The following is a 23,043-nucleotide window of genomic DNA, read 5'->3' as shown; positions in this document are numbered from 1 at the left end:
AGGCAGATAGCCGGCTGATGGTATGATCAGATCGTATCATCTTTGATGGCTTCGATGATATTCTGGCGCTGGATCCTGATTCCACCCATGAGATAGGCTCCGACGATGGTCAAAAGAACCAATGCCGTGTACCCGATTAGTATGCCGTAGGGGGCAAAGGGCAGATATTCCGCCAGGGTGACCTCATTGATGGAGAGGAAGGCCCAAAGGACTGCGATCTGGAACGGGATGCTGTAGAGCAGCGGTTTTAGTCCCAGGTTGAGTCCTTCTAAGAACAGCATCCGCCAGAGCTGAGCAGGAGAAAGTCCGGCTGATTTGAGCATAGCAAATTCCCGGCTCCTCTGCCTTAAGTTCCCCGAGATGCTGGCCCAGATGTTGGAGATCCCGATCAATCCCAACAGTCCTGTCAGGAAGAGAACCACTGTATTCATGACTTTATTGGTATTCTTCTGCATTTGTTCGTCTTCGGCAACATCCGTGAGCAGGTAGTCTCCACTGCCATAGTAGCGTTCCAGAATCTCATCTATTCTCCCGGAGGTCTCTTCTACCTTTGGATAAGACAATTCACCTGTACTGTTCACCATAAATACTCCATGTATGGCAGATGCATTCACCCGTCTCTTGTCGCTGCAGGATTTAGACAGCTCCAGGACGTGTTCCATAGGCATGATAGCTGTCAGAGTAAAACGCGGAAGGCTGTTTAGTATTTCGACAGGCAGTTCATCCACGATTCTGCCTACAGTCAGATCAAACTCAAAGTCTCCTGTATCTTCATTATAGGCCCTCTCTGTAAAAGGAATGACCTGTCCTTCTTTGAGCTTTAATATTTCCCGGTAAACCTGTTTCCGGCGTGTGCTGGCATAGGGGTCAGCAGTCTTGTTATAAAACAATGCCCTGGTATGATCGCTTAGATAGGGCTGGGGGTCAATTCCCATTTTCTTGCAGTATTCAAGGAAACTATCCCTCTCCAATCCGATGAGTGCACTGTAGATCCGGTATTTTCCATCCTGCTTTATCGGAGTATATTTCTTCTCTGTGACGATCTTATCAAAACCGCCCAGATGGGATTCAATATCATCCGATGACTGGTTGTCTGTGATCCAGGTAGCGCATGGCATTTTGTTATAAAATACATAGCTTGCTATGTTTGGAACTGCCTTGAGTTCATCAAGGGCCTTTTGTTCAGGCTCTCTGCCGTCGCCGATCCAGAGTGTGATATGGCCTTTGGCTTCATCCTGTGCCCGGTAGACCTCTCTGGCCGCATCCTGTGCAGTCATGATGTATAAGAATCCGGTCAGCAGCAGAAAAGAAAGAGAAAGGGAGATCGTGGCGGTGCGATAGGATTTTTTGCGCGCTCTAAGTGCATTTGCTGCTAATTCACCGCTGATGCCAAAGCGGCCGGAAATACGGCTGCGCCGGATCTTCTTTCCTTTTAAGGTCTCTGTCTGACGAAGTGCTTCTACAGGCATCATCTTTGCTGCCTTTTTGGCAGGGATCCTCGCAGACAGCCAGGCCGTGATGACGGACAAGAGAACTGCAGGGAGGATGGCAGGCAGACCGAATGTCATAACAACATCTGAAGTGGCTCTGTCAATGTTATTGGAGGCATTGATCAGATCGATCAGTTTGGTATCCAAAAGCCAGCCGCATAAGATACCCAGCGGAAGCGGCGGCAGCAAAAGGATCAATGCTTCCGTGGATACGGCGGACCGGATCTGTTTCGGGGAGGCACCGATCCCTGCCAGGGTTCCAAGCTGGGACAGTTTTTCATTTGCCGATAATGCAAAAGCATTGTGGATGACCAGGACAAACACCCCGATCAGCAGGGCAGCCATGATGAGAAACATAAGCGGCACAGATAGGAAAGAGATGCTTTTGATGCCCTGAAGCTGCCCCGGAGGCAGGATCGCATATTTGGAAAGCAGATCTGTGTTGTATCGAAGCGCATATTTTCCATATTCATCTTTTTCATAGCCGATGGATTCTGCCAGCGCAGGCAGTTCCTTGTAGGTGCTTCTCATCGGATCGAACCGCAGGTAAATCGTCAGGTTATCCTCCGGCCGGATCTTTTTTTCATCCAGAAAGCTCATTGCCGTATATGCGGGTACGCTGGAGGACGTGGTGATATCCATGCTGCCTGCCAGCACATAGGTTTTGGTGCCTGTCTGGTGGAAATCTTCATTCTCGTGGAACGCAGCTGTTTCCTGGCAGACCTTTCCTTCGCAGATGCGCTGTCCCACCGGAAGCGTGAGGGTATCTCCCAATGAAACCTCCGGGTGGTCGTCGAAAAACTGCTTGGAGATGACGAGTTCATTTTCATTTTCAGGAAGACGGCCTTCGATGACGAGCTCCTTTTCGGACATTGAATTCCAATATTCAGTATTTGCACCCCGGGTAATGATATAATTCCTTTTTCCGGCATCATCAACCTTTGCAACCTCCCAGGGGCCTTTGATCATAACTGCAGAGACGGATGCATAATTTTTGATGTCTTCCAGATGGCTGCCTTTGGTGTCATCAAACAGCTCCCCGTGCCAATTCCCGGTTTCATTGATGGTAAGTGCAATGTTATCGGTCCACATCGTGTAGATAAAGCCGCAAAAACAGGTCATCAGTGTTGTCATAAGAAACAGGGCGGTCATGATGGCGAGACTGGTTCTCTTGTTGCGTTTCAGCGAATCCCAAACATATTCTCGTAAAATCTTCATTAGGACACCACCTCGTCATGCAGGATTTTCCCGTCTTCCAGGGTGATGATGCGGTCGGCTTTGAGCGCGGTCTTTTCATCATGTGTGATCAGCAGGATCGTCTGACCATACAGACGGTTGGAAAGCTTTAAAAGCTCGATCGTTTCCTCTGAATTTTTCCGGTCCAGATTTCCGGTAGGTTCATCTGCCAGTAAGATCGCAGGACGGTAGATCAGACTTCTTGCGATCGCCACTCTCTGCTGCTGTCCGCCGGATAGCTCGCTGGGCAGATGCGTAAGGCGGTCTGTCAGGCCAAGTGTGGTGACTAACTGGTTAAAACGGCTCTCATCAGGCTTTTGATTGTCTAAGAGGACCGGGAGCAGGATGTTTTTTCGTACGTTTAAGGTTGGGATCAGGTTGTAAAATTGATAGACAAGCCCGACCTTCCTACGGCGGAAAATAGCAAGCTGTTCCTGGTTCAGTGTGGAGATATCCGTATCCTCGATAAAAATACTGCCGTCTGTAGGGCGGTCCACACCTCCTAACATGTGTAAAAGTGTTGATTTTCCAGAACCGGATGCGCCGATGATGGCGGTAAAGCTCCCACGTTCCAGTGAAAGATCCACGTGGTCAAGGGCGGTCACGGTATTTGAACCACTGCCGTATGTTTTGGTCAGATTTGTGCAGCGTAAAATTTCCATAGAATGAAACTCCTTTCTTTTATGATGATATCATAATACAGGGGGAAAGTGACAAGAAAGTGACAAGAGGGGGGACGCCTGCCCGTATTTTCTACGGCAGTGCCTTATACAAGACTTTTTGAAAGCTGACCACTTCAGTAAGAATTGCTAACAGCACACGCGGTGCCGGAAGGGGGACCGACGGGATTTACCGTACACGGTGCGCAGATTTCAGAAGATGAGTGACTCAGATGCTTACAAACATGCGGTTGAGACATGTATCCGCGAAGGGATACTGTCGGATTATCTGGAAAAGAAAGGCAGCGAGGTGATCAATATGCTGATAGCTGAATATGATTATGATCTGGACATCGAAGTGCAGAAGATAATCTTAAGTTTGGAGGAAGAGATTGAACCATAACAATTTAAACGTTATATTTAAAATGATAATCAATTTTAAATTGTGCATCGCTTCTTGTTATGGTATACTAATTAACGGTTAAAAAACCAAGTTGTAACATGTGACATGAATATATGGAAGGAAGGATATACGATGGACAAAATCAGAATTGGAATTGTAGGATACGGTAACATCGGACGCGGCGTGGAGCTTGCAGTAGAACGCAATGAGGATATGGAACTGAAGGCTGTTTTTACAAGACGTGCACCGGAGACTGTGAAGATCATGACTGAAGGTGTGCCGGTCATACATACAGATGACATGCTGAGTATGAAGGATGAGATCGATGTGATGATCCTTTGCGGAGGTTCTGCAACAGATCTGCCGGTGATCGGGCCTGAGATTGTAAAGAATTTTAATACGATCGACAGCTTTGATACACATGCAAAGATTCCTGAGTATTTTACAAATATGGACCAGGCGGCAAAAGAAGGCGGTAATATCGGTATCATCTCTGTAGGCTGGGATCCGGGACTGTTTTCTCTGAACAGAATCTATGCGGAATCCGTCCTTGTACAGGGAGACACGTATACATTCTGGGGCAAGGGAGTCAGTCAGGGACATTCAGATGCGATCCGACGCGTGAAAGGTGTGAAGAACGCGATTCAGTATACCGTTCCGGTGGAAGAAGCAGTGGAAAAGGTAAGAAGCGGCTGCGGACCGAAGCTGACAACCAGAGACAAGCATCTGCGTGAATGCTATGTAGTGGCAGAAGAGGGGGCAGATTTAAAGGAAATCGAAGAGACGATCAAAAATATGCCGAACTATTTCTCAGATTACGACACAACAGTAACATTTATTACCGAGGAAGAATTGAAAGCGAACCACAGCAAGATGCCTCACGGCGGCTTTGTGATCAGAAGCGGTGAGACAGGACATGACGGCAGCAAGCATGTGATCGAGTATTCTCTGAAATTAGATTCGAACCCGGAATTTACAGCAAGCGTTCTGGCATGCTATGCAAGAGCGGCATACAGGCTGTCTAAAAAAGGAGAGTCAGGAGCAAGAAGCGTATTCGATATTGCTCCGGGAATGCTTTCTATGAAGAGCGCAGAGGAATTAAGGGCACAGCTGTTGTAAGGAGCCGTGCATTTAAACTTATCAGAGTAACAGTAAAGCAGACTTTGAAGATCCGCTATAAGTCATTAAGAGCACAGGGATCAAGTATTGGAAACGACTTGATCCCTGTGTTTTTGTTATGAAATATTAGAACAGAAATATTTGTAACAAGAAAAAAGGATAGCAGGCGGAGCCTCTATATGTTATAAAATATATTAAGGATGTTCATCCATATTCTAAAAAGAGAATATGGATGAACATGTCAGTAGGTGAGAGTAAAGAACGCCTAAAGGAATTTCGTGCAGAATGTTGTCTGACTTTAAGAGGATTTAAAAATATTTTATATCTGGCGGACATTTTACAACGTATGTTCTCCAGAAGGATAATCAGAACAAATTTTGAGGTGCGAAGATGAATCTGGAAGAACTTGTGAATCAAAAATATCATCTGCTGACGGCTAACGATAAGGAAATGGTGACGGCTGTTTTTCGTAATAAACAGAGGGTCAGGGAAATGAACAGTACACAGCTGGCCTCTTATCTGCATGTATCGAGAACTACCCTGGTTCGGTTGATGAAAAAGCTTGGCATTGATACATATAAAGAATTCAAGGTGCTGCTGGACATGAGACGGGAGGAGGCGCTTTCGCCCTGTTCCTATAATCTGCAGGACATTGTAAGTGAATATCATCTTATGGTAGATGAGCTTAAGAAGCATAGATATGAAAAAATATGTCAGAGCATCTATGAAGCGGATACGGTTTATATGTACGGTTCAGGCAATGAGCAGAAGACGATAGCGGAAGAGTTTAAGCGGATCTTTATGACGTTCGGGAAATGCTGCGTGGATCTGTTTGATCTGGGGGAGGTAGAATTTGCTGCCGCCAGGATGACAGAGAAGGACCTTCTGCTTGCAATCTCTTTATCCGGAGAAAATAAGGAATCCATGGATGTTGTGAGAACCGTTCAAAAAGCAGGTGTTAAGAGCATTTCCTTCACACGGTGGGAGAATAATTCGCTTGCAAGGCTCTGTCAGGAAAGCTTATACGTGGGGACGAGGACGGTCAGCCAGTCGGCGGGCAGAACTTATGAGATGGTGGCATCCTTTTATATATTGCTGGATGTACTGTCGGTCCGTTATCTTGAGTTTGTACAGAACCAGGAAAGGAAGATGGCAGATGAGAGTGGAAGAGCTGTTGAACAGTCATTATGAAGCATTCAGTGAGAATGAAAAATATGTATGCCATTATCTGCGCAGTCATTATACTGAATGTGTAAAAGAGACAATTGATGAATTTGCAGTTTCCTGTAATGTTTCGAAAACCCTGCTTGTCAGATTTGCAAAAAAGCTTGGTCTGACGGGGTACAGCGAATTAAAGGCGAGGATCAAGCTTGAGCTTAAAGAGCAGGAAGGGGATGTGAAGGGCTTACTGCAGACCATGACTGACAGCTATCACAAGATGATGGATGATCTGAATCAAAAGGATCTGTCCGGATTTTTTGAAAAACTGTATCAGGCCAGGCGGGTCTTTGTCTATGGCAGCGGCTCGTCACAGGCACGTGCAGCCAGCGAGATGAAGCGGATCTTCCTTCCGGCCAGGGAAATCATCCATGTGCACGGACATGATATGTGCTATGCACTCTTAAAGAGCGCGTCCCCGGAAGATCTGGTGATTATCATTTCGCTGTCCGGTGAGTCGGACACTGTGGTGGAGCTTGCGAAGACCTTGCGGGTGAACCGTGTGCCGATGGTTTCCATCACCAGGCTGACAAGCAACAGACTGGCCTCAATATGCGAGGAAAATCTGTATATCAACTCGGTTCGGTTACCGGTAAAGTACCACATAGAATATGAAAGCAGTACGCCTTATTTTATCCTGATCGAGTATCTCTACCTCTCTTATCAGAATTATCTGTCCGGGAAAAAGGTGGATCCACAAAGCGAATAAAACGTATCTAAAAAGGATAAAACTTGGTGTACAAAGTTACAAAAACAAAAACTATGTACAAAAAGAGTACATAATTCTTAAAAGAGTCCAGATGATTGAAGGACTCTTTTTTTTGTGTTACTCTGACCTCAGATCAAACAAAGAAGAAGCAAAGAGAGAGGAAGCAAAGATATGACAGAGGCGGTTTATCTGGATATTGACGGGACCTTAAGAGATGAACAGAGGGGGATTCCCAAAAGTGCAGTATGGGCCCTGGAACAATGCAGGGAACAAAATATCAAAGTCATCATCTGCACCGGAAGAAACTTATTCTCGATCCAGAATGATGTCTGGAGCCTGCCCCTGGACGGGATGATTTCGGGGGGCGGCTGTTATATCCGGTATCACGGCGAAACCTGGTGGGAGCAGCATTTTTCACCCCGGATCATAGAGGAAGTGTTAAAGCTGCATATGCAGGGGGAGTTTTCACTGGCTGTGGAGACTGGGAAGGATATTTTTATGGATGAGAGGGCTGCCAGATTTTACCGGGAGGACATCGCTTTGAAAATCAGAGGATTGAATGAAGCGCAGAAGGAATTATTTTTGACCCAGAATAAGATCGGGTATGAGGCGAATCTGGAGCGGTATGATGAGAAAACAACCAAGGTCCACAAGCTGTGCATGACAGGGGAGAAAACAGAGATAGAGAGAATGAGGCTTTTGTTAAGAGAGGAATCGGAAATCGCACAGGAGAAGCGATGGAACGGACAGTGGTACCTGGAGTTGCTGCCGAAGGGGTGTGACAAAGGAAAGGCGGTACGAAGGGTCAATCAAAGGCTTGGAATCTCGAAGGAACATACGATCAGTTTTGGCGACAGTGAAAATGATATTGCAATGATGAAGGAAACAAATGCAGCAGTTGCGGTAGGAAGCTGCAGTTTACCGGTTCGGGAAGCGGCGTCATCTATATGTGAACCGGTGATGGAAGACGGAATCTATAAGGAACTTGTCAGACGAAGGATCATCAGACCAAATACAGGGAGGAACAATGAGTATGGAAAATAAGTGGTGGCAGGAAGAAGTGGTATACCAGATCTATCCGAAGAGCTTTTATGACAGTAATGGGGATGGAATCGGGGATCTAAGAGGAATTACTCAGAAGCTGGATTATCTGGAGGATCTGGGGATAACGATGCTCTGGATCTGTCCGATCTATCAATCGCCGATGGATGACAATGGATACGATATATCTGACTACAGGGCGGTGGCAGAGGAATTTGGAACCATGGAGGATTTAGATGAGCTGATTTCGGAGGCCGCGAAAAGAGGGATCAAGATCATGCTGGATCTGGTCATTAACCATACTTCGGATGAACATGAATGGTTTCAAAAAGCATTGGCCGATCCCGATTCTCCATATCATGATTTCTACATTTTCAGGGAAGGAGACAGGGAGCCGAATAACTGGAGGTCTGTTTTTGGCGGCAGCGTGTGGGAAAAGGTTCCGGACCGGGAAGAGTACTATTTCCATGCGTTCGGGAAGAAGCAGCCGGATCTGAACTGGGAGAATCCAAAGCTTCGGGAACGGTTATATGAGATGGTCAACTGGTGGCTGGAAAAGGGGATCGCAGGCTTTCGGATCGATGCAATTACATTCGTGAAAAAGGATCTGTCCTTTAAAGAACGGTGTCCGGACGGGGCGGACGGACTGGCAAAATGTACGAAGGCTTCCCGAAACCAGCCGGGGATAGGAACCTTTCTTCATGAATTAAAGGAGCACACGTTTGACAGGCATGAGTGTGTTACGGTTGCAGAAGCTCCGGGAGTTCCCTATGATGAATTGGAGGAGTTCATCGGAGAAAAGGGATACTTCTCGATGATCTTTGATTTCCGCTATGCGGATCTTGATATTGCTTCCGGGAGTGAGTGGTTCAAGCGCATCGACTGGAAGATCCGGGACCTCAATGAGAAGATCATGGCAAGCCAGATGGCTCTGCAAAGATACGGCTGGTGTGCGAATTTTATAGAAAATCATGACCAGCCCCGTGCCGTCACGAAATACTTAAGAGAGGATGAGAATCATCCTGATGCCGTTAAAACACTGGCTGCCATGTATTTCTTCTTAAGAGGGATGCCCTTTATTTACCAGGGACAGGAGCTGGGAATGCAGAATTTCAAACGGAAGAGTATTGCGCAGTTCAATGATCTGTCCAGTATCGATCAGTATGAGCGGTCCTTAGAAGAAGGCTTTAGCAAAGAGGAAGCGTTAAAATTCGTGAATTTAAGAAGCAGAGACAACGCACGGACTCCGTTTCCGTGGAATGGAGAACAGTTTGGCGGCTTTTCCACCCATCAGCCATGGCTTGAAATGACAGAAGCATATCCGGCCGTCAATGCGAAGGATCAGGTGGGAAGGGAAGGAAGCATTTACGAATTTTATAAATCCATGATTTCTTTCAGGCAGAAGGGGCCTTATCGTCACTGTCTGATTTATGGAAACATCAAGCCCACTGTAAGCAGTGAAAATGTAATCGCATACCAGCGGTATACAAAAGACGAGAAAATCTACTGCTGGTTTAACTTTGGCAGGGATAAGACCATAGAAAATATGCCGGAAAATGAAGTGGAAACGATCTGGTCAAATTATGGAGAGGCAGAAAGAAAGGGCGGTCAACTGGTGCTAAAGCCATATCAGTCACTGCTTCTGAGAGTAAAAACAGGAGGAAAGGATAATGGAGAAGAGTAATTATCAGGATATCGCACGACAGATCATTGAAATTGTAGGAAAAGACAATATTATTTCTGCAACGCACTGCGCGACACGTCTCCGTCTGATCGTAAAGGAGAAGGATGCGATTGATGAAAAGAAACTGGAAAAAGTCCCGCTGGTGAAAGGAACCTTTTTTAATGCCGGGCAGTATCAGATCATTCTGGGCACCGGGATTGTGAATAAGGTATACGCAGAACTGGAAAAGCTGAATCTGAACACACTTTCCAAGCAGGAACAGGATGAGATCGTGAAGAAGCAGCAAAAGGGGATCAAGCGCCTGATGCGGACCCTGGGAGATATTTTTGTCCCCATCATTCCGGTGATTGCGGCGACAGGTCTGTTCCTGGGCTTAAAGGGATGTGTATTTAACGACAATGTGCTGGAACTTTTCGGGGCCAATTCCGGCATGATCCCGGACTATGTGGTGACCCTGGTAAATGTACTCACAGAAACGGCGTTTGCCTTCCTTCCGGCGATTATCTGCTGGTCGGCGTACAAGGTGTTTGGTGGGATGCCGGTCATCGGGATCGTACTGGGCCTGATGCTTGTCTCACCGATCCTGCCAAATGCCTATTCAGTCGCGGATCCGAACAGCGGGGTAGAAGCGGTGAAGGCTTTTGGAATGATCCCAATCGTCGGCTGCCAGGGCAGTGTTCTGACGGCCATACTGACTGCTCTGATCGGTGCAAATCTGGAAAAGAAGCTTCGGAAGGTCATGCCGAATGCACTGGATTTGATCATGACTCCATTTATCGTCATGCTGGTGACATTTCTGGCTGTCATTCTTGGAATCGGACCCATTATGCATGTGATAGAACTGAAACTGGTACAGATTGTAGAACTATTGATCCATATTCCGTTTGGGATCGGTGGATTCCTGATCGGTGCAACCTATCCTCTGCTGGTGATCACGGGGCTTCATCATACCTATACGATGATCGAGACCTCCCTGCTGGCCAATACGGGCTTCAATCCAGTTATCACTCTCTGCGCAATGTATGGATTTGCAAATGTAGGGACCTGTCTGGCATTTTTTGTGAAATCAAAAAAGGAAAATGTCCGCCAGACAGCCATCGGCGCGATGCTCTCACAGCTGTTTGGAATCAGCGAACCAGTGCTTTTTGGTATTCAGCTTCGTTATAATTTGAGACCGCTGGTGATCATGCTCTGTTCCTCAGGACTGGGAGCCGCGTTTTTATCCATCCTGAATATCCGGTCTAACTCATATGGACTGGCAGTGCTTCCGTCTTACCTGATGTATATCTATGAGGGCAGACAGCCTTTATGGTATTTTGTGATTTCTGTCTTCTCTGTCGTGTTCTGCTTTGTGATGACCTGCATGTTCGGGATTCCGAAGGAAGTGCTTGTATCAGACAGCGGGGAGACTAAGCTGGAGGGCGATTTTGAGGGAGAAGAAATCGCATCTCCTGTAACCGGGCAGATGATCGCATTGGAAAGCGTCAATGACCCGACTTTTTCCCGGAAACTCTTAGGCGACGGATTTGCAGTAATTCCGTCAGATGGGATCATCAAAGCTCCGGCAGACGGACGGATAGAGGTGGCATATGAGACCGGGCATGCAATCGGGATGACAACAGTATTGGGTACAGAGCTTTTGATCCATGTAGGGATCGATACGGTGTCCTTAAACGGGGAAGGCTTTGAACGGCTGGTGTCAGAAGGCCAGGAAGTGAAAAAAGGAGATCCCCTGCTTAGGGTAGATTTAAAGACCCTTGCCAGACGGGAAAAAGATCCTACCGTGATGGTCATCTTTACGGGAGGAGAAACGGTCATGGGGACGCAATATGAGCAGACCGTTACGGCATGCGGGAAGATGGCATGTATTGTTGGAAATTAAGAGGAGGCTTAAAAGTCTTGGAGCCAGGCATCCGGTCCGTCGCCAAAGGCGATTCTAAATGACCGGATGCCGATAAAGTGCGTGCCCGAAAGGTGCGAACCTTATCATAAACAGGCGGCACACTCAATAGCAAGTGTCATATATTTTTCGGCGCCCTTAAGTCCATAATCCGTCAGGTCATTGGGTTCCCAGGTTTCGCCGGCCAGGCTGTCGGCCCCGTAAAGAAACTGAGCGAAAGGGATCCCGCGAAATCTTGTGACAGCGATGGCGGCCGAACATTCCATTTCCACGGAAATGCAGCCCTGCTTTTTACGTGCATCGATGGCCTTTGGCGTTTCCCGGTAGATCCCGTCTAAGGTCCATGTTTTCCCGAGGACATATGGGATTTGAAGCCTGGACAGGCAGTTTACCATCACATTGACGGAATGTTCATCCATAACGATCTCCTCATCCGCAGGAAGATAGTGATAACTGGTTCCTTCATCCCGGATCGCAGAAGTGGGAATGATGATCTTATCCCGGACGACGGATTCATCCAGAATCCCTGCACTTCCGAACATGACGATTTTCTTCGCACCCAGGGCGATGATTTCCTCCAGGCCGACGGCACAGGCGGGAGCGCCGACCCGGGATAGGAAGAAGGCGATTCTGTTTCCCTGATAGGTAATCTCATAGACGGGAAGGATCCCGTTCGCTGAATAGAGGGAGGCAATCGTTTTAACCCCGTCCATCCCGGCAAATTTCTGGATGATGTTTTCTGAAAAAGTGGTGACGCACAGCTTGGGAAAATCAGGCAGCTGTTCTATGAAATCCTGCGGATTTATGAAGGCCTGTTTTTCCCCGGTAAAGTGAGTGAATATGGTTGACATTAGGATACCTCCTTTTTATGTTTTGATGTCACTGTTCATGGCTCTAAACAGCTACGATTTGACTAATATGCTGCGGATTTGTCCGGTGATGCGTGCAGGAAGCTCCGGCTTAATGGGCATGAGTTTACTGTACATACGCACGCCCTGATAGGAAAAAATGATCAGGTCGATCACGGCCTGGATATCAACGGGATGGAATTCCTCCCGCTCGATGCCATATTGGATCAGCCTTTGCCACATTCCCACAGACAGGAGATATTGTGCAGCGATGGCATTTCCTTCGGAACAGTTGTGTTCCAGGCTGAAATATTCAAAAATTGCGACGCTTAGAGAGGCGCTGCTGTCTGCCATCTCACGCTCATATCGCTTCAAAACTTCATCCAGTATCCGGGCAGCGGGCAGTTGAAGTCTTATCTTTAAGTCAAATTCTTCATCCTGCATCTGCATTAGGTCTTCGATGATCTCTCCAAAAATCTGATCTGTACCGGTATAATGGCAGTATAATCCGCCTCTGCTTAAGCCGGTGGCCATACAGATATCTTTCATGGTCACTTCTTTAAATCCTTTTTCTGCAAAGAGCTGATAAGACTTTTCTTTGATCAGCTGTCTGGTTGATTCTCCACGTTTACTCATAGGGGCTCCTTATTATTAAAAAATCCGACACATGTGTCTGTAAAAAGTATTATACGACATGTGTGTCGGAAAAACAAGAGCAAATCATGAAAACTTTCCTCTTCTTATTTAGATCTATGAATTTAAGCTGGACATCATACGGATTCAAAATCTGCAAAATGAATCCACAAAACGAATCCACAAAACGAAATCAATTCAGAAGTGCAATTTATCTGGGAATCGGTTATAATAAATAAAGTTATAAAATGAAAAAAGAGGACAGATAAATGAGAAAAGTATTTCAATTACTGGAAGAAACCTTAAAACATGGGCAAGATGCAGTACTTGTGACGATCGTGGCAAGCTCTGGTTCCACACCCCGGGGAGCGGGGGCAAGGATGTTAGTGACAAATGCCGGGAGGATCGGGGGGACGATCGGCGGCGGTGCAGTAGAACATCACAGCGAGAAGACCGCAATAGAAGTGCTTAGAACGAAGGATTCCCGTATGGAGCACTTTACTCTGAGGCAGAATGAGGTCCAGGATCTGGGGATGATATGCGGTGGTGATGTGAACGTGTATTTTCAATATGTTTCCTCAGAAGACCCGCAGAATATCGCATTGATGCAGCATATTGAGGCATTGTATCAGACAGGAGAAGAATTTTGGATGATCAATGACCTGTCTTTCGACGGACTAGGAGGCATGGCGGTCTTTGCCCAGACCGGCGGATTGGTGGGAATACCAGTACCGGAACCGGTGATAGAGAACCTTTGTGAAAAGACAAAACAAATTGAGGCGGACGGTAAGGTCTTTTATTGTGAAAAGATGGTAAAGGCGGGCAGAGTCTATATTTTTGGCGGGGGACATGTGTCACAGGCACTGGTTCCGGCATTGAAGGCTGTGGATTTTCGCTGTGTGGTGCTGGAGGACCGGGAGGAGTTCTGCCATAAGGAGTTATTTCCGGGGGCGGAAGAGGTGCTTTTGATCGAGAACAGCCATATAGCAGATTATGTGGATATCAGCCCGGCAGACTATGTCTGTATTATGACGCGGGGGCATAAAGATGACTTGACTGTCCAGGCACAGGTCTTGAAGACGGGGGCGTATTATATCGGTGTGATCGGCAGCAGGCACAAAAAGGCAGGCGTGTTTGAAAAACTGAGAGAGATGGGATTTACAGATGCAGATCTGGAACGCATCACAACACCTATCGGATTGTCCATTGGGGCGGAGACGCCTGCAGAGATCGCAGTCAGCATTGCGGCGCAGCTGATAGAAATGCGTGCGAATAAGCCCATGGAGCGATTACAGGCGGACAGTGCAGCAGCCGGTATGACTGCCGATGAGTAACCGTGGGACTGTCAGGATTGTGCTGTGTACCCTGCCTAAGGGGAAAGCCTTGAAAAGAATGTAGTTGAAATCACAGGATCATTTATATATAATGAGACTATCGGCAGGGTTAGAGCGAAGAATGGTCCTGCAGTCAGGAGGGAATTATGGCCGGACAGTATGAAGGTATGGCGATAGGCGTGTTTGAGTTAGATAGTGAATGCGCATGTTTTGTAGCACTAGATGCAGCAGCCAAAGCTGCAGATGTAAAGATCCAGGCAGTGGAGAGAAACCGCCTCGGGGCAGGCGCATGTGTAAAGATGCGCGGGAATGTTTCGAATGTGAAGGCGGCAATGGAGGCGGCCTTGCGCGTTGCGGAGCCGATTTCTAAAATTGTTTCTCATACTGTGATCGCGGCTCCATTAGCAGAGACGGAACCAGCGATTACGATGACGATTAATAAGTAAGGAAGAGGTAGAGTTATGGCATACGGAGCATATGGACTGGTTGAGGTTCTTGGGGAAGCTAATGCGGTTCTGGTCACAGACCAGATGCTGAAGGCGGCAGAGGTATCCTATGAGACGCAGGATACGAAGTGCGGAGGACATGCCCTGATCTTTATCAGTGGAAGTGTTTCAGCAGTGAGTGCAGCCGTGGAGAGCGTGACGACGGCTTCTCCCTGTAAGATTTTTAATTCCGCAGTGATCTCAAATCCATCGCAGGAGATGGTAGAGATCGTAGAGATGTTTAAAGAGCGCAGGAAAAAGTAGAGTAAGACAGCAGTACAGGACTTTTGAAGTCCTGCTGCTGTCTTTTTAAATACGCAGTTTTATTGGGCCAGGTCTGATAATGGCTTGAAGGTATATCCCATTTCTTCCCATTTTGTCAGAAGTTCATCCAGGATCTCCCCATTGGTCTTGGAGGTGCTGTGTAACAGGACGACCGCGCCGGGATGGATCCGGCCGAGGAGCTTTTCGAAGGCTTCTTCTTTAGTCGGCTGGTCATTCTCATACCAGTCTACATAGGCCAGGCTCCAGAAAAAGGTCTTGTAGCCCAGCTCCTTTGCCATCTGCAGGTTGGACTCGCTGTATTTCCCTTGGGGCGGGCGGTAGAATTTGATCATTTCCTTTCCAGTGATCTCCTGATAGACATCAGCCACGTCATTCAGTTCTTTTTGAAAGGCTTCCTTTGTGGAGATCTTTGACATGTCGGGATGATGGTATGTATGGTTTCCTACGGTATGCCCTTCCTCCACCATTCGTTTTACAAGATCCGGGTTAGTGGTAATGAAGGTTCCCACTACGAAAAATGTAGCAGGGACATTATGCTTTTTGAGGGCATCCAGGATCGCGGGAGTATTTCCATTTTCAAATCCGGCATCAAAGGTGAGATAGATGACCTTTTCATCGCTGCTGCCTGTATAGTATGCGTCATACTTTTCCAAATCTTGGGCCGTCGCGTTGGCGATCGGCGGCTGTCCCTCCTGCTGGAAGCTAAGACCCCAGTTTCCGTCCGCTGCGGGTGCGATCCCGGCAGAAGCGTAGGTGCTGCCTTCGGATATCGTATCTGCGGACGTGATCGTCTCACTGACGATGGGGAAAAAGTGATCCTGTACTTTGCCGGCGGCGGTTCCAGCCAGGAAGGCAGCGGCAAGCAGAAAGACAGATTTAACGGTTTTTTTCAGGAGTTTTTTCTTTTCCAGATGTTTCAGGTTGATTTTCATTGCATCACCAAGATCTTATTCTCTATAGTATATGATGGAATTTTAAAATTATATTCAGTTGGGGGAAAACGGTAAAAGTTATGGGAAGGATTCCGTATTTTTTGTTGAGTATGGAAATGGATTTTTGTACAAAACCGTGATAAAGTGATAGAAGAAATTACAAGAGATGGGAGAGTTATATGAAACAGGCAGCGTTATTTTTTGATATTGACGGAACCATATTAAGTGAGATCACGATGAAGATCCCCCAGAGTGCCATAGATGCCATGCGGGCTGCAAAGGCGGCGGGACATCTGCTTTTTATTAATACAGGAAGGACACTGTGCAGTATACCTGCCCTCATAAAACAGTTCCCGTTTGACGGCTTTCTATGCGGATGCGGGACTTATCTGGTTTATCAGGATGAGGTGTTGTTTTCAAGTTCCCTGCCGGAAAAGCGGGGGAGGGAGATCATCAATAAGATGATAGAATGCAGACTGGACGGGATTGTGGAGGCGGTGGATGATATTTATCTGCCACAGCGGATATCCCGGTTTGACAGGCTGGAGGGATCCAGGAGATATTTCCAGAATGAGGGGCTTGGGATGGAATGTTATCTTGAGACCGGGAAGTTTATTTATGATAAACTGTTTGTCTATGCGGATGAGAAGAGTGACAGGGAAACGTTCTTTAAGTTCATTGAGAGTGACATGGTGGTGATCGACCGGGGAGGGGATACCTACGAATGTACACAGAAGGAGTACTCTAAGGCTACGGCATGTGATTTTATCCTGAAAAAGTTTGGAATGGAGAAGGATCAGGCTTACGTGTTCGGTGACAGCATGAATGACCTGTCTATGTTTGAATACGCCGTGCATACGATCGCAATGGGAAACCATGCAGAAGGACTGGAGCCTTATACGGAGTATGTGACTGCGGAGGTAGAGAAAGATGGGATCGCACAGGCGATCAGACACTATGGGCTTGAGTAGAGGCGAGAGCAAAAGGGGACAGAGCGCCTTGAAAAGGGGTCTGACCCTTTTGCTCGCCATTGTCAGAATTGTTTAGCTAATTCGTCGTGTATTTTGTTGCCCATATTGTAATCAAGCTTCTTATGGAGCCAGATTTCTTCGGAAGCAATCGCCTGATCTACAAGCATCATCAGTCCGGTGACGATTTTTAAGCCTTCTTCCCGGGCAATTTTTAAGAATTCAGTGATCAGGGGATTATAGACAATATCTGCAGCAATTTTGAATTGTCTGATAATAGAAGGGCCTACCGGGCTTTCACTTGTATGAGGATACATTCCTACCGGAGTCGTGTTGACCAAAATATCACCAGTGGAGATATCTGTAAGCGTACAGGTGTGAATGTAAGGGAAAAGCTCCTTTAAGCAGTTGATTGCTTTTTCGTTTCGGGCTGCGACTGTGATACTGGCGGCACCTTCCAGGTGGAAGCCATAAATCAAAGCTTTTGCTGCGCCGCCGGAGCCCAGGATGACGATGTCCTTTCCGGCAAGGCTGACACCGGCTTTATGGAACATACTGATGATTCCGATATAATCGGTATTGTACCCATAAGAAACGCCGTCTTCTATCAGAATCGTATTGACGGCACCGATCGCCTCTGCATGTTCGTCCAGTTTATCTACCAGGCGGTAAACCACTTCTTTATATGGGATTGTCACATTCATTCCGATGACATGCTCTTTTTTCATCACATCGAGTATCTGACGGACTTCCTGCTCATCCATTTCATATTTCTGGTAGCTTCCCCGGATGTTCTGCTGTTTTAATAGATCTTCATGTATCTCTGGAGACAGGCTGTGGCCTAACGTTTTGCCCAGGACTCCAAGATGGATTGTGTCTGTGGTTTCTGTATTCATATCAGATAGTTCCTGCCTTTTTAAAAAAATCTAAATCCGTCGGGTAAACATAGCTGTCACCGATCTTATGGAGAAGAACCACATTCAGATGGTCATCCAGGTTCTTCTTATCCAGCTTGACTGCGTCTGTAAGGTCAGCCATCGGCAGCCCGCATGTGGCTGGCAGTCCGTAGGCTTTTAACACGTGAGCGATTTTCTGTGCCTCGCCCGGGGCTGTAAGTCCTGCTTCTTCTGCTATTTTTGTGATCTGGTACATCCCAATGGCAACTGCCTCTCCGTGGCTTTCGCGTCCGTACTGATAATGCTGTTCGATAGTATGCGCCAGCGTGTGCCCGAAATTCAGAAGCATCCGTTCCCCAGTGTCGAATTGATCCTGCTCTACGACGATCCGTTTGATATCCACACAGCGGTAAATGATAGAGGCAAGCTGTTCTTTTAAGTCTTCAAAGGAGCGGTGAGCACTTAATGTTTCGAACAGAGCAGCATCCTTGATGCACCCGTACTTAATGACTTCTCCCATGCCGTCTGTGATAAATCGCTGCGGCAGGGTGTCAAGGACCTGAGGGTCGATCAATACCAGCTTCGGATGATAAAAAGCACCCACAAGGTTTTTCCCCTGAGGCAGGTCTACTGCCACCTTTCCGCCCACTGATGAATCCACCTGGGCCAGAAGTGAAGTGGGAATCTGTACAAGCTTTACTCCTCTTAAATAACTGGAGGCAGCAAATCCGGCAAGGTCTCCGATCACTCCGCCTCCCAGCGCAATGACCAGATCACTGCGGGTGATCCTTTGTTCCAGCATGGCGGTATAAATCTGAGGCAGAGTCTGAAAGCTTTTTGTAATCTCACCATGGGGCAGAACAAGGCTGCTGCATTCATAGGACGGCAGAGCCTGAATCAGCTTCCTGCCATACAGAGGAAAGACATTATCATCTGAGATAATCATGATTTTCTTACCATGGAAGACTTGAGAGATATATTGTTCGGAATGTGCCAAAATTCCAGGTTTAATATAAATAGGATAGCTATTTTTACCTAAGTTAACTGTTAATTTCAAGAGTATTCTTCCTTTCTTACAAAATGGTTCGCAAAAGGGTCAGACCCCTTTGCAGAAGAGTCTGACCCCCATGAACAACCTACCTCATTCTAAACGGTTTTCCCTACCACGGAGGCGATTTGTTTGATTTGTTTCAGCAATTCATCATATTTCTTAGGCTTGAGTGACTGAGCACCGTCGCAGAGTGCGTTCTCAGGATCGTTATGTACCTCGATCATAAGACCGTCAGCTCCGGCTGCAACAGAAGCTTTTGCCATTGGTTCCACGAGCCACCATTTTCCGCCGGCATGGCTTGGGTCAACGATGACAGGGAGGTGTGTCTTCTTCTTGAGTACCGGGATGCACTGCAGATCAAGAGTGTTTCTGGTATAGGTCTCAAAGGTACGGATTCCGCGCTCACAGAGGATGACATTCTCATTTCCGGAAGCCATGATGTACTCTGCGGACATCACCCACTCCTCGTATGTGGCGTTGAGACCGCGTTTTAACAGGATCGGGCGGTCCAGCTGTCCGAGCTGCTTTAAGAGATCGAAGTTCTGCATGTTTCTGGCACCGATCTGGATCAAGTCCACCTTTTCGTTGAATACGTCCAGATGGTCAGGGGACATCAGTTCTGATACGATCGGAAGTCCGACCTCCTTTTTCACTTCGCAGAGGATATCCAGTCCTTCCATTCCCAGGCCCTGGAAAGAGTATGGGCTGGTCCTTGGCTTGAAGGCACCGCCGCGCAGCATATTGGCACCGGCTGCTTTGGCAGCCTTTGCGATTTCCATGACCTGATCGAAGGATTCAACGGAACAAGGGCCCGCGATCAGTGCGAGATTGCTTCCGCCGACCTTAACTCCCGACACGTCGATGATAGAGTCCTCCGGATGGAAGGCACGGTTTGCCAGCTTGTAAGGCTCCTGTACGTGCATAACTTTGTCAACGGACATGTCGACTTCGAATATCTTCGGATCGATCGCGGTTGTATCTCCAATACAGCCGATGATCGTCATTTCAGATCCCCGGACGATATGCGTATCCAGGCCGCGTTTCTTGATCAAAGACTCTACGCGTGTAACGTTTTCTTCTGATGTGTGTGGTTTCAATACGATGATCATTTCTATTTCCTCCCAATAACAGTAATGTCTTATGTAACTAGATATGATACGTGACTTCATACTGTAAAATTTTAGTTGTTTAAAGTGTGAAAACATAAGTATCATAAAACATCCTTCCGAGAATGTCAATAAGTTTGGGAAAAATACAGTCATAAATTTGCCTAAAACCTTACAGCAGCATGTGGAGCTTTCCTGGCAGACATCGTTGACAATTCCCTTTCTGTGGTGTATTTTATCATAGATAGAAAACACAGCAAAATTCGAGATGAAAGTAACCAGACCAGTGGATCTCATTAGGAGAGTAGGGGGACGTAAGATGAAGATAATAAAACAAATCGGTATTATTTTTACAGTTTGCTGGCTGAGCCAGGTGATCGCAAAATTCCTTCCGTTTGATTTTCCGGCCAGTGTCATCGGGATGATCTTCCTGTTTTTATGCCTGCTGACAGGCGTTTTGAAAATTGGGCATATCCAGGAAAAATCAGATTTCCTGCTGGGGAATATGGCATTTTTCTTTGTCCCGGCGGGAGTGAGCATCATGAATTATTTTGACCTGTTGAAAAACAGTGCGGTGAAGCTGGTCATTATCTGCATTGTATCAACGGTGATTACCTTTGTGGTGACGGCTTACAGCGTCACTCTTACAATGAAGCTTATGAACAGGAGGAAGAAATAATGGAGGCTTTGTATACATCCCCCTATTTTGGTGTGGCATTAAGTGTCATCACGTTTGGGATCGGTGTGAAGATCCAGAAGAAAACGAAGTCAGCCATCTGCAACCCTTTGATCATAGCGATCGTCCTGGTGATTGGAGTCCTGCTTGTGTTTAAGATCCCCTATGATTCCTATAATGTGGGTGGGGAGATCATCAATATGTTCCTTGCGCCTGCGACGGCATGTCTGGCAGTTTCAATCTATACGAAGCTTTCCATCTTGAAAAAATACTGGCTGCCTATTATAGTAGGATGTATAGCAGGTTCTCTTGCATCCATGGCCAGTGTTTATGGGATGTGCGCTTTGTTTGGGCTGGATGAGGCTCTTACCATGTCTATGGTTCCGAAGTCTGTGACGACCCCGATCGCGATCGGAGTGGCACAGGCACACGGCGGAGTCGTCCCGGTGACGGTGGTGGCTGTGATATTTACAGGGATATTGGGCAGCATCATGGCCCCCTTATTGATCAAGGTCTTCAGGGTGTCGGACTCTGTGGCAGCAGGTCTTGCCATTGGGGCGTGCAGCCATGCGGTGGGAACATCTAAAGCCATCCAGATCGGAGAAGTGGAAGGGGCTATGAGCGGCCTCGCCATTGGAATCTGCGGAATCGTTACAGTACTCTTTTCGATGCTGATCTGATGACCGCCCTTTAAGACCGGACATTGAAAACAGCACGGAAATGGATGTAGGACAGATTCCACGAAACTGAGGTTGATCAAAAGAGAAGTCGATGAAGAGACGAGGGGGAAATATTTTGAAGAAAGATACTTCGCATACGATTAAGCGGGCGCAGCGTTTTCCTGTGATATTGATCGGTGAGGGGCTCCTGGTAGGCGTGGTCGGAGGCCTGATCGTTCTGCTTTACCGGGTGGCACTGACATACGCGGGAAAATGGCTGGAACTTATCTTAGAGTATGTAAAGAAAAGTCCGCTGCGGATCGCAGGATGGTTTTTGATCCTGATGCTGCTGGCGTATATCGTAGGAAAGCTGGTGAAATGGGAGCCGATGATCTCAGGCAGCGGTATCCCCCAGGTAGAGGGGGAAGTGACGGGCAAGCTGGCCCAGAGCTGGAAAAAGGTGCTCCCGGCTAAATTCATCGGAGGGTTCCTCTGTCTGTTCGGCGGCCTGTCCCTTGGGCGGGAGGGTCCGTCCATCCAGTTAGGGGCCATGACAGGACAAGGGATCTCAAGACTTTTGGACCGGGGGAAGACGGAGGAAAAATACCTGATGACCTGCGGGGCGAGTGCAGGTCTCGCGGCAGCATTTCATGCACCGCTTGCCGGGATGATGTTCGCGCTGGAGGAGATACATAAAGGTTTTTCTATGTCCATCCTGATCTCAGTCATGACGGCCTCTGTGACGGCAGATTTTATTTCTTCCTACATCATCGGCCTGGATCCGGTTTTCCAATTCCGGCTTGAGCATGTCCTGCCCCAGGACCATTACTGGATGCTGATCCTTCTGGGAGTCATCCTTGGAGCCATGGGAGCTTTTTATAACTGGGCCATGCTAAAGGCACAGGATCTCTATAAAAAACCGAAGTTCTTAAACGAGACAAGCCGTCTGATGATCGCCTTTTTCGCTGCAGGGGTACTGGGGCTTTACATGCCGTCCGTACTGGGCAGCGGCCATGAACTGATCGTCTCGCTGACGGACGGGGAGATGGTCTTAGGACTGGTGATCCTTACGTTTATTGTAAAATTTATTTTTTCAGCAGTCAGTTTTGGCTCGGGAGCGCCGGGAGGCATCTTCTTCCCGCTGTTGATCTTAGGGGCCATGATCGGAGGTATCTTTGCTATGACAGGGGTACAATTCTTCGGCTTGGATCCTGTGTATATCAATAATTTTGTGCTGCTTGCCATGGCAGGGTATTTTACTGCGATCGTGCGTGCCCCGATCACCGGGATCATCCTTTTATTCGAGATGTCCGGTTCGGTGAGCCAGATGCTCTCACTGGCGATCGTCTCAGTCACGGCCTATATCATTGCCACGCTGCTGAGATCGGAGCCGATCTATGAGAGTCTGCTGGACCGTATTCTAAAGGTTCACCACAAGGCAACGGCGGTCAATGTAAAAGGCTCCAGCCAGAAGGTATTGAGTACCTTTGTGATCATGAACGGTTCGGTGCTGGAGGAGAAGATGGTGCAGGATATCACCTGGCCGGACAACTGTCTTTTGGTTGCACTGGAACGGGGAGGAAAAGAGCTGATCCCGAAGGGGAAAACCGTACTGATGGCGGGCGATACACTGACAACGATGACAGATGAAAGAGATGCAGGATATGTGCATGACAAAATGGAAAAGTTATGTTATACTTCATTTTAGAAT

22 protein-coding genes are annotated in these 23,043 nt (G+C 47.4%); 14 read left to right on the top strand and 8 right to left on the bottom strand.

What is annotated here, in order from left to right:
- Positions 1-26 precede the first annotated feature (26 nt).
- Together AC4OGX_RS06535 and AC4OGX_RS06530 are read right to left on the bottom strand one after the other, a co-directional pair.
- Positions 27-2,708, bottom strand: coding sequence for an ABC transporter permease (locus AC4OGX_RS06535; protein WP_493329258.1), 2,682 nt, complete (start codon positions 2,706-2,708; stop codon positions 27-29).
- Positions 2,708-3,388, bottom strand: a complete 681-nt coding sequence (locus AC4OGX_RS06530) for an ABC transporter ATP-binding protein (RefSeq protein ID WP_493329257.1) — start codon at positions 3,386-3,388, stop codon at positions 2,708-2,710. The genes AC4OGX_RS06535 and AC4OGX_RS06530 overlap by 1 nt, the downstream gene beginning before the upstream one ends.
- Before the next feature lie 217 nt (positions 3,389-3,605).
- On the opposite strand from AC4OGX_RS06530, the gene AC4OGX_RS06525 reads away from it, so the two are divergent.
- From AC4OGX_RS06525 to AC4OGX_RS06495, 7 genes are all read left to right on the top strand, one after another.
- Positions 3,606-3,788, top strand: a complete 183-nt coding sequence (locus AC4OGX_RS06525) for a hypothetical protein (RefSeq protein ID WP_493329256.1) — start codon at positions 3,606-3,608, stop codon at positions 3,786-3,788.
- Positions 3,789-3,920: 132 nt separating this feature from the next.
- Complete coding sequence (locus AC4OGX_RS06520; protein WP_493329255.1) at positions 3,921-4,907, top strand: diaminopimelate dehydrogenase; 987 nt, start codon at positions 3,921-3,923, stop codon at positions 4,905-4,907.
- Between the two features lie 390 nt (positions 4,908-5,297).
- Positions 5,298-6,098 carry a MurR/RpiR family transcriptional regulator gene (locus AC4OGX_RS06515; RefSeq protein WP_493329254.1) on the top strand — a complete coding sequence of 267 codons (801 nt, stop codon included), beginning with the start codon at positions 5,298-5,300 and terminating at the stop codon, positions 6,096-6,098.
- Entirely contained in the window at positions 6,064-6,834 is a 771-nt protein-coding gene (locus AC4OGX_RS06510) for a MurR/RpiR family transcriptional regulator (RefSeq protein WP_493329253.1), read from the top strand. The genes AC4OGX_RS06515 and AC4OGX_RS06510 overlap by 35 nt, the downstream gene beginning before the upstream one ends.
- 171 nt (positions 6,835-7,005) lie before the next feature.
- Positions 7,006-7,878: an HAD family hydrolase gene (locus tag AC4OGX_RS06505; protein ID WP_493329252.1), complete on the top strand. Its 873-nt coding sequence runs from the start codon at positions 7,006-7,008 to the stop codon at positions 7,876-7,878.
- On the top strand, positions 7,868-9,559 hold the full coding sequence (locus AC4OGX_RS06500) for an alpha-glucosidase (protein ID WP_493329251.1): 1,692 nt from the start codon (positions 7,868-7,870) through the stop codon (positions 9,557-9,559). The genes AC4OGX_RS06505 and AC4OGX_RS06500 overlap by 11 nt, the downstream gene beginning before the upstream one ends.
- Positions 9,546-11,441 carry a PTS sucrose transporter subunit IIABC gene (locus AC4OGX_RS06495; protein WP_493329250.1) on the top strand — a complete coding sequence of 632 codons (1,896 nt, stop codon included), beginning with the start codon at positions 9,546-9,548 and terminating at the stop codon, positions 11,439-11,441. Before AC4OGX_RS06500 ends, AC4OGX_RS06495 begins: the two co-directional genes overlap by 14 nt.
- A gap of 104 nt (positions 11,442-11,545) precedes the next feature.
- Here the strand turns inward: AC4OGX_RS06495 and AC4OGX_RS06490 are convergent, their stop codons facing one another.
- Together AC4OGX_RS06490 and AC4OGX_RS06485 are read right to left on the bottom strand one after the other, a co-directional pair.
- Positions 11,546-12,310: a nucleoside phosphorylase gene (locus tag AC4OGX_RS06490; RefSeq protein ID WP_493329249.1), complete on the bottom strand. Its 765-nt coding sequence runs from the start codon at positions 12,308-12,310 to the stop codon at positions 11,546-11,548.
- A gap of 51 nt (positions 12,311-12,361) precedes the next feature.
- Complete coding sequence (locus AC4OGX_RS06485; protein ID WP_493329247.1) at positions 12,362-12,943, bottom strand: TetR/AcrR family transcriptional regulator; 582 nt, start codon at positions 12,941-12,943, stop codon at positions 12,362-12,364.
- Between the two features lie 266 nt (positions 12,944-13,209).
- On the opposite strand from AC4OGX_RS06485, the gene AC4OGX_RS06480 reads away from it, so the two are divergent.
- The 3 genes from AC4OGX_RS06480 (at position 13,210) to AC4OGX_RS06470 (ending at position 15,023) form a co-directional block, all read left to right on the top strand.
- Entirely contained in the window at positions 13,210-14,274 is a 1,065-nt protein-coding gene (locus tag AC4OGX_RS06480) for an XdhC family protein (protein ID WP_493329245.1), read from the top strand.
- A 146-nt stretch (positions 14,275-14,420) separates the two neighbouring features.
- On the top strand, positions 14,421-14,720 hold the full coding sequence (locus AC4OGX_RS06475) for a BMC-T shell protein (protein ID WP_216241222.1): 300 nt from the start codon (positions 14,421-14,423) through the stop codon (positions 14,718-14,720).
- A 15-nt stretch (positions 14,721-14,735) separates the two neighbouring features.
- Complete coding sequence (locus AC4OGX_RS06470) at positions 14,736-15,023, top strand: BMC domain-containing protein (protein WP_493329241.1); 288 nt, start codon at positions 14,736-14,738, stop codon at positions 15,021-15,023.
- 59 nt (positions 15,024-15,082) lie between these two features.
- On the opposite strand, the gene pdaA is transcribed toward AC4OGX_RS06470, so the two are convergent.
- The gene (pdaA, locus tag AC4OGX_RS06465) at positions 15,083-15,976 is read right to left on the bottom strand and encodes a delta-lactam-biosynthetic de-N-acetylase (protein ID WP_493329239.1); all 894 of its coding nucleotides are present in this window, start codon (positions 15,974-15,976) and stop codon (positions 15,083-15,085) included.
- A 179-nt stretch (positions 15,977-16,155) separates the two neighbouring features.
- On the opposite strand from pdaA, the gene AC4OGX_RS06460 reads away from it, so the two are divergent.
- On the top strand, positions 16,156-16,947 hold the full coding sequence (locus tag AC4OGX_RS06460; protein ID WP_493329237.1) for a Cof-type HAD-IIB family hydrolase: 792 nt from the start codon (positions 16,156-16,158) through the stop codon (positions 16,945-16,947).
- Between the two features lie 62 nt (positions 16,948-17,009).
- Here the strand turns inward: AC4OGX_RS06460 and aroE are convergent, their stop codons facing one another.
- The 3 genes from aroE to aroF form a co-directional block, all read right to left on the bottom strand.
- Entirely contained in the window at positions 17,010-17,840 is an 831-nt protein-coding gene (gene aroE, locus AC4OGX_RS06455) for a shikimate dehydrogenase (RefSeq protein ID WP_493329235.1), read from the bottom strand.
- A 1-nt stretch (position 17,841) separates the two neighbouring features.
- Entirely contained in the window at positions 17,842-18,897 is a 1,056-nt protein-coding gene (gene aroB, locus AC4OGX_RS06450; protein ID WP_493329233.1) for a 3-dehydroquinate synthase, read from the bottom strand.
- Positions 18,898-18,986: 89 nt separating this feature from the next.
- Positions 18,987-20,000, bottom strand: coding sequence for a 3-deoxy-7-phosphoheptulonate synthase (aroF, locus tag AC4OGX_RS06445; RefSeq protein WP_493329231.1), 1,014 nt, complete (start codon positions 19,998-20,000; stop codon positions 18,987-18,989).
- A 316-nt stretch (positions 20,001-20,316) separates the two neighbouring features.
- On the opposite strand from aroF, the gene AC4OGX_RS06440 reads away from it, so the two are divergent.
- The 3 genes from AC4OGX_RS06440 (at position 20,317) to AC4OGX_RS06430 (ending at position 23,040) form a co-directional block, all read left to right on the top strand.
- Complete coding sequence (locus tag AC4OGX_RS06440; RefSeq protein ID WP_493329229.1) at positions 20,317-20,676, top strand: CidA/LrgA family protein; 360 nt, start codon at positions 20,317-20,319, stop codon at positions 20,674-20,676.
- On the top strand, positions 20,676-21,353 hold the full coding sequence (locus AC4OGX_RS06435; protein ID WP_493329227.1) for an LrgB family protein: 678 nt from the start codon (positions 20,676-20,678) through the stop codon (positions 21,351-21,353). The genes AC4OGX_RS06440 and AC4OGX_RS06435 overlap by 1 nt, the downstream gene beginning before the upstream one ends.
- A 115-nt stretch (positions 21,354-21,468) precedes the next feature.
- Complete coding sequence (locus AC4OGX_RS06430) at positions 21,469-23,040, top strand: ClC family H(+)/Cl(-) exchange transporter (RefSeq protein ID WP_493329482.1); 1,572 nt, start codon at positions 21,469-21,471, stop codon at positions 23,038-23,040.
- The last annotated feature ends 3 nt before the right edge of the window (positions 23,041-23,043 follow it).

This window comes from Faecalicatena sp. (genome assembly GCF_058819085.1).
Note: the sequence above shows the minus strand (reverse complement) of the source record. Positions and strands in the feature narration are given on the sequence as shown.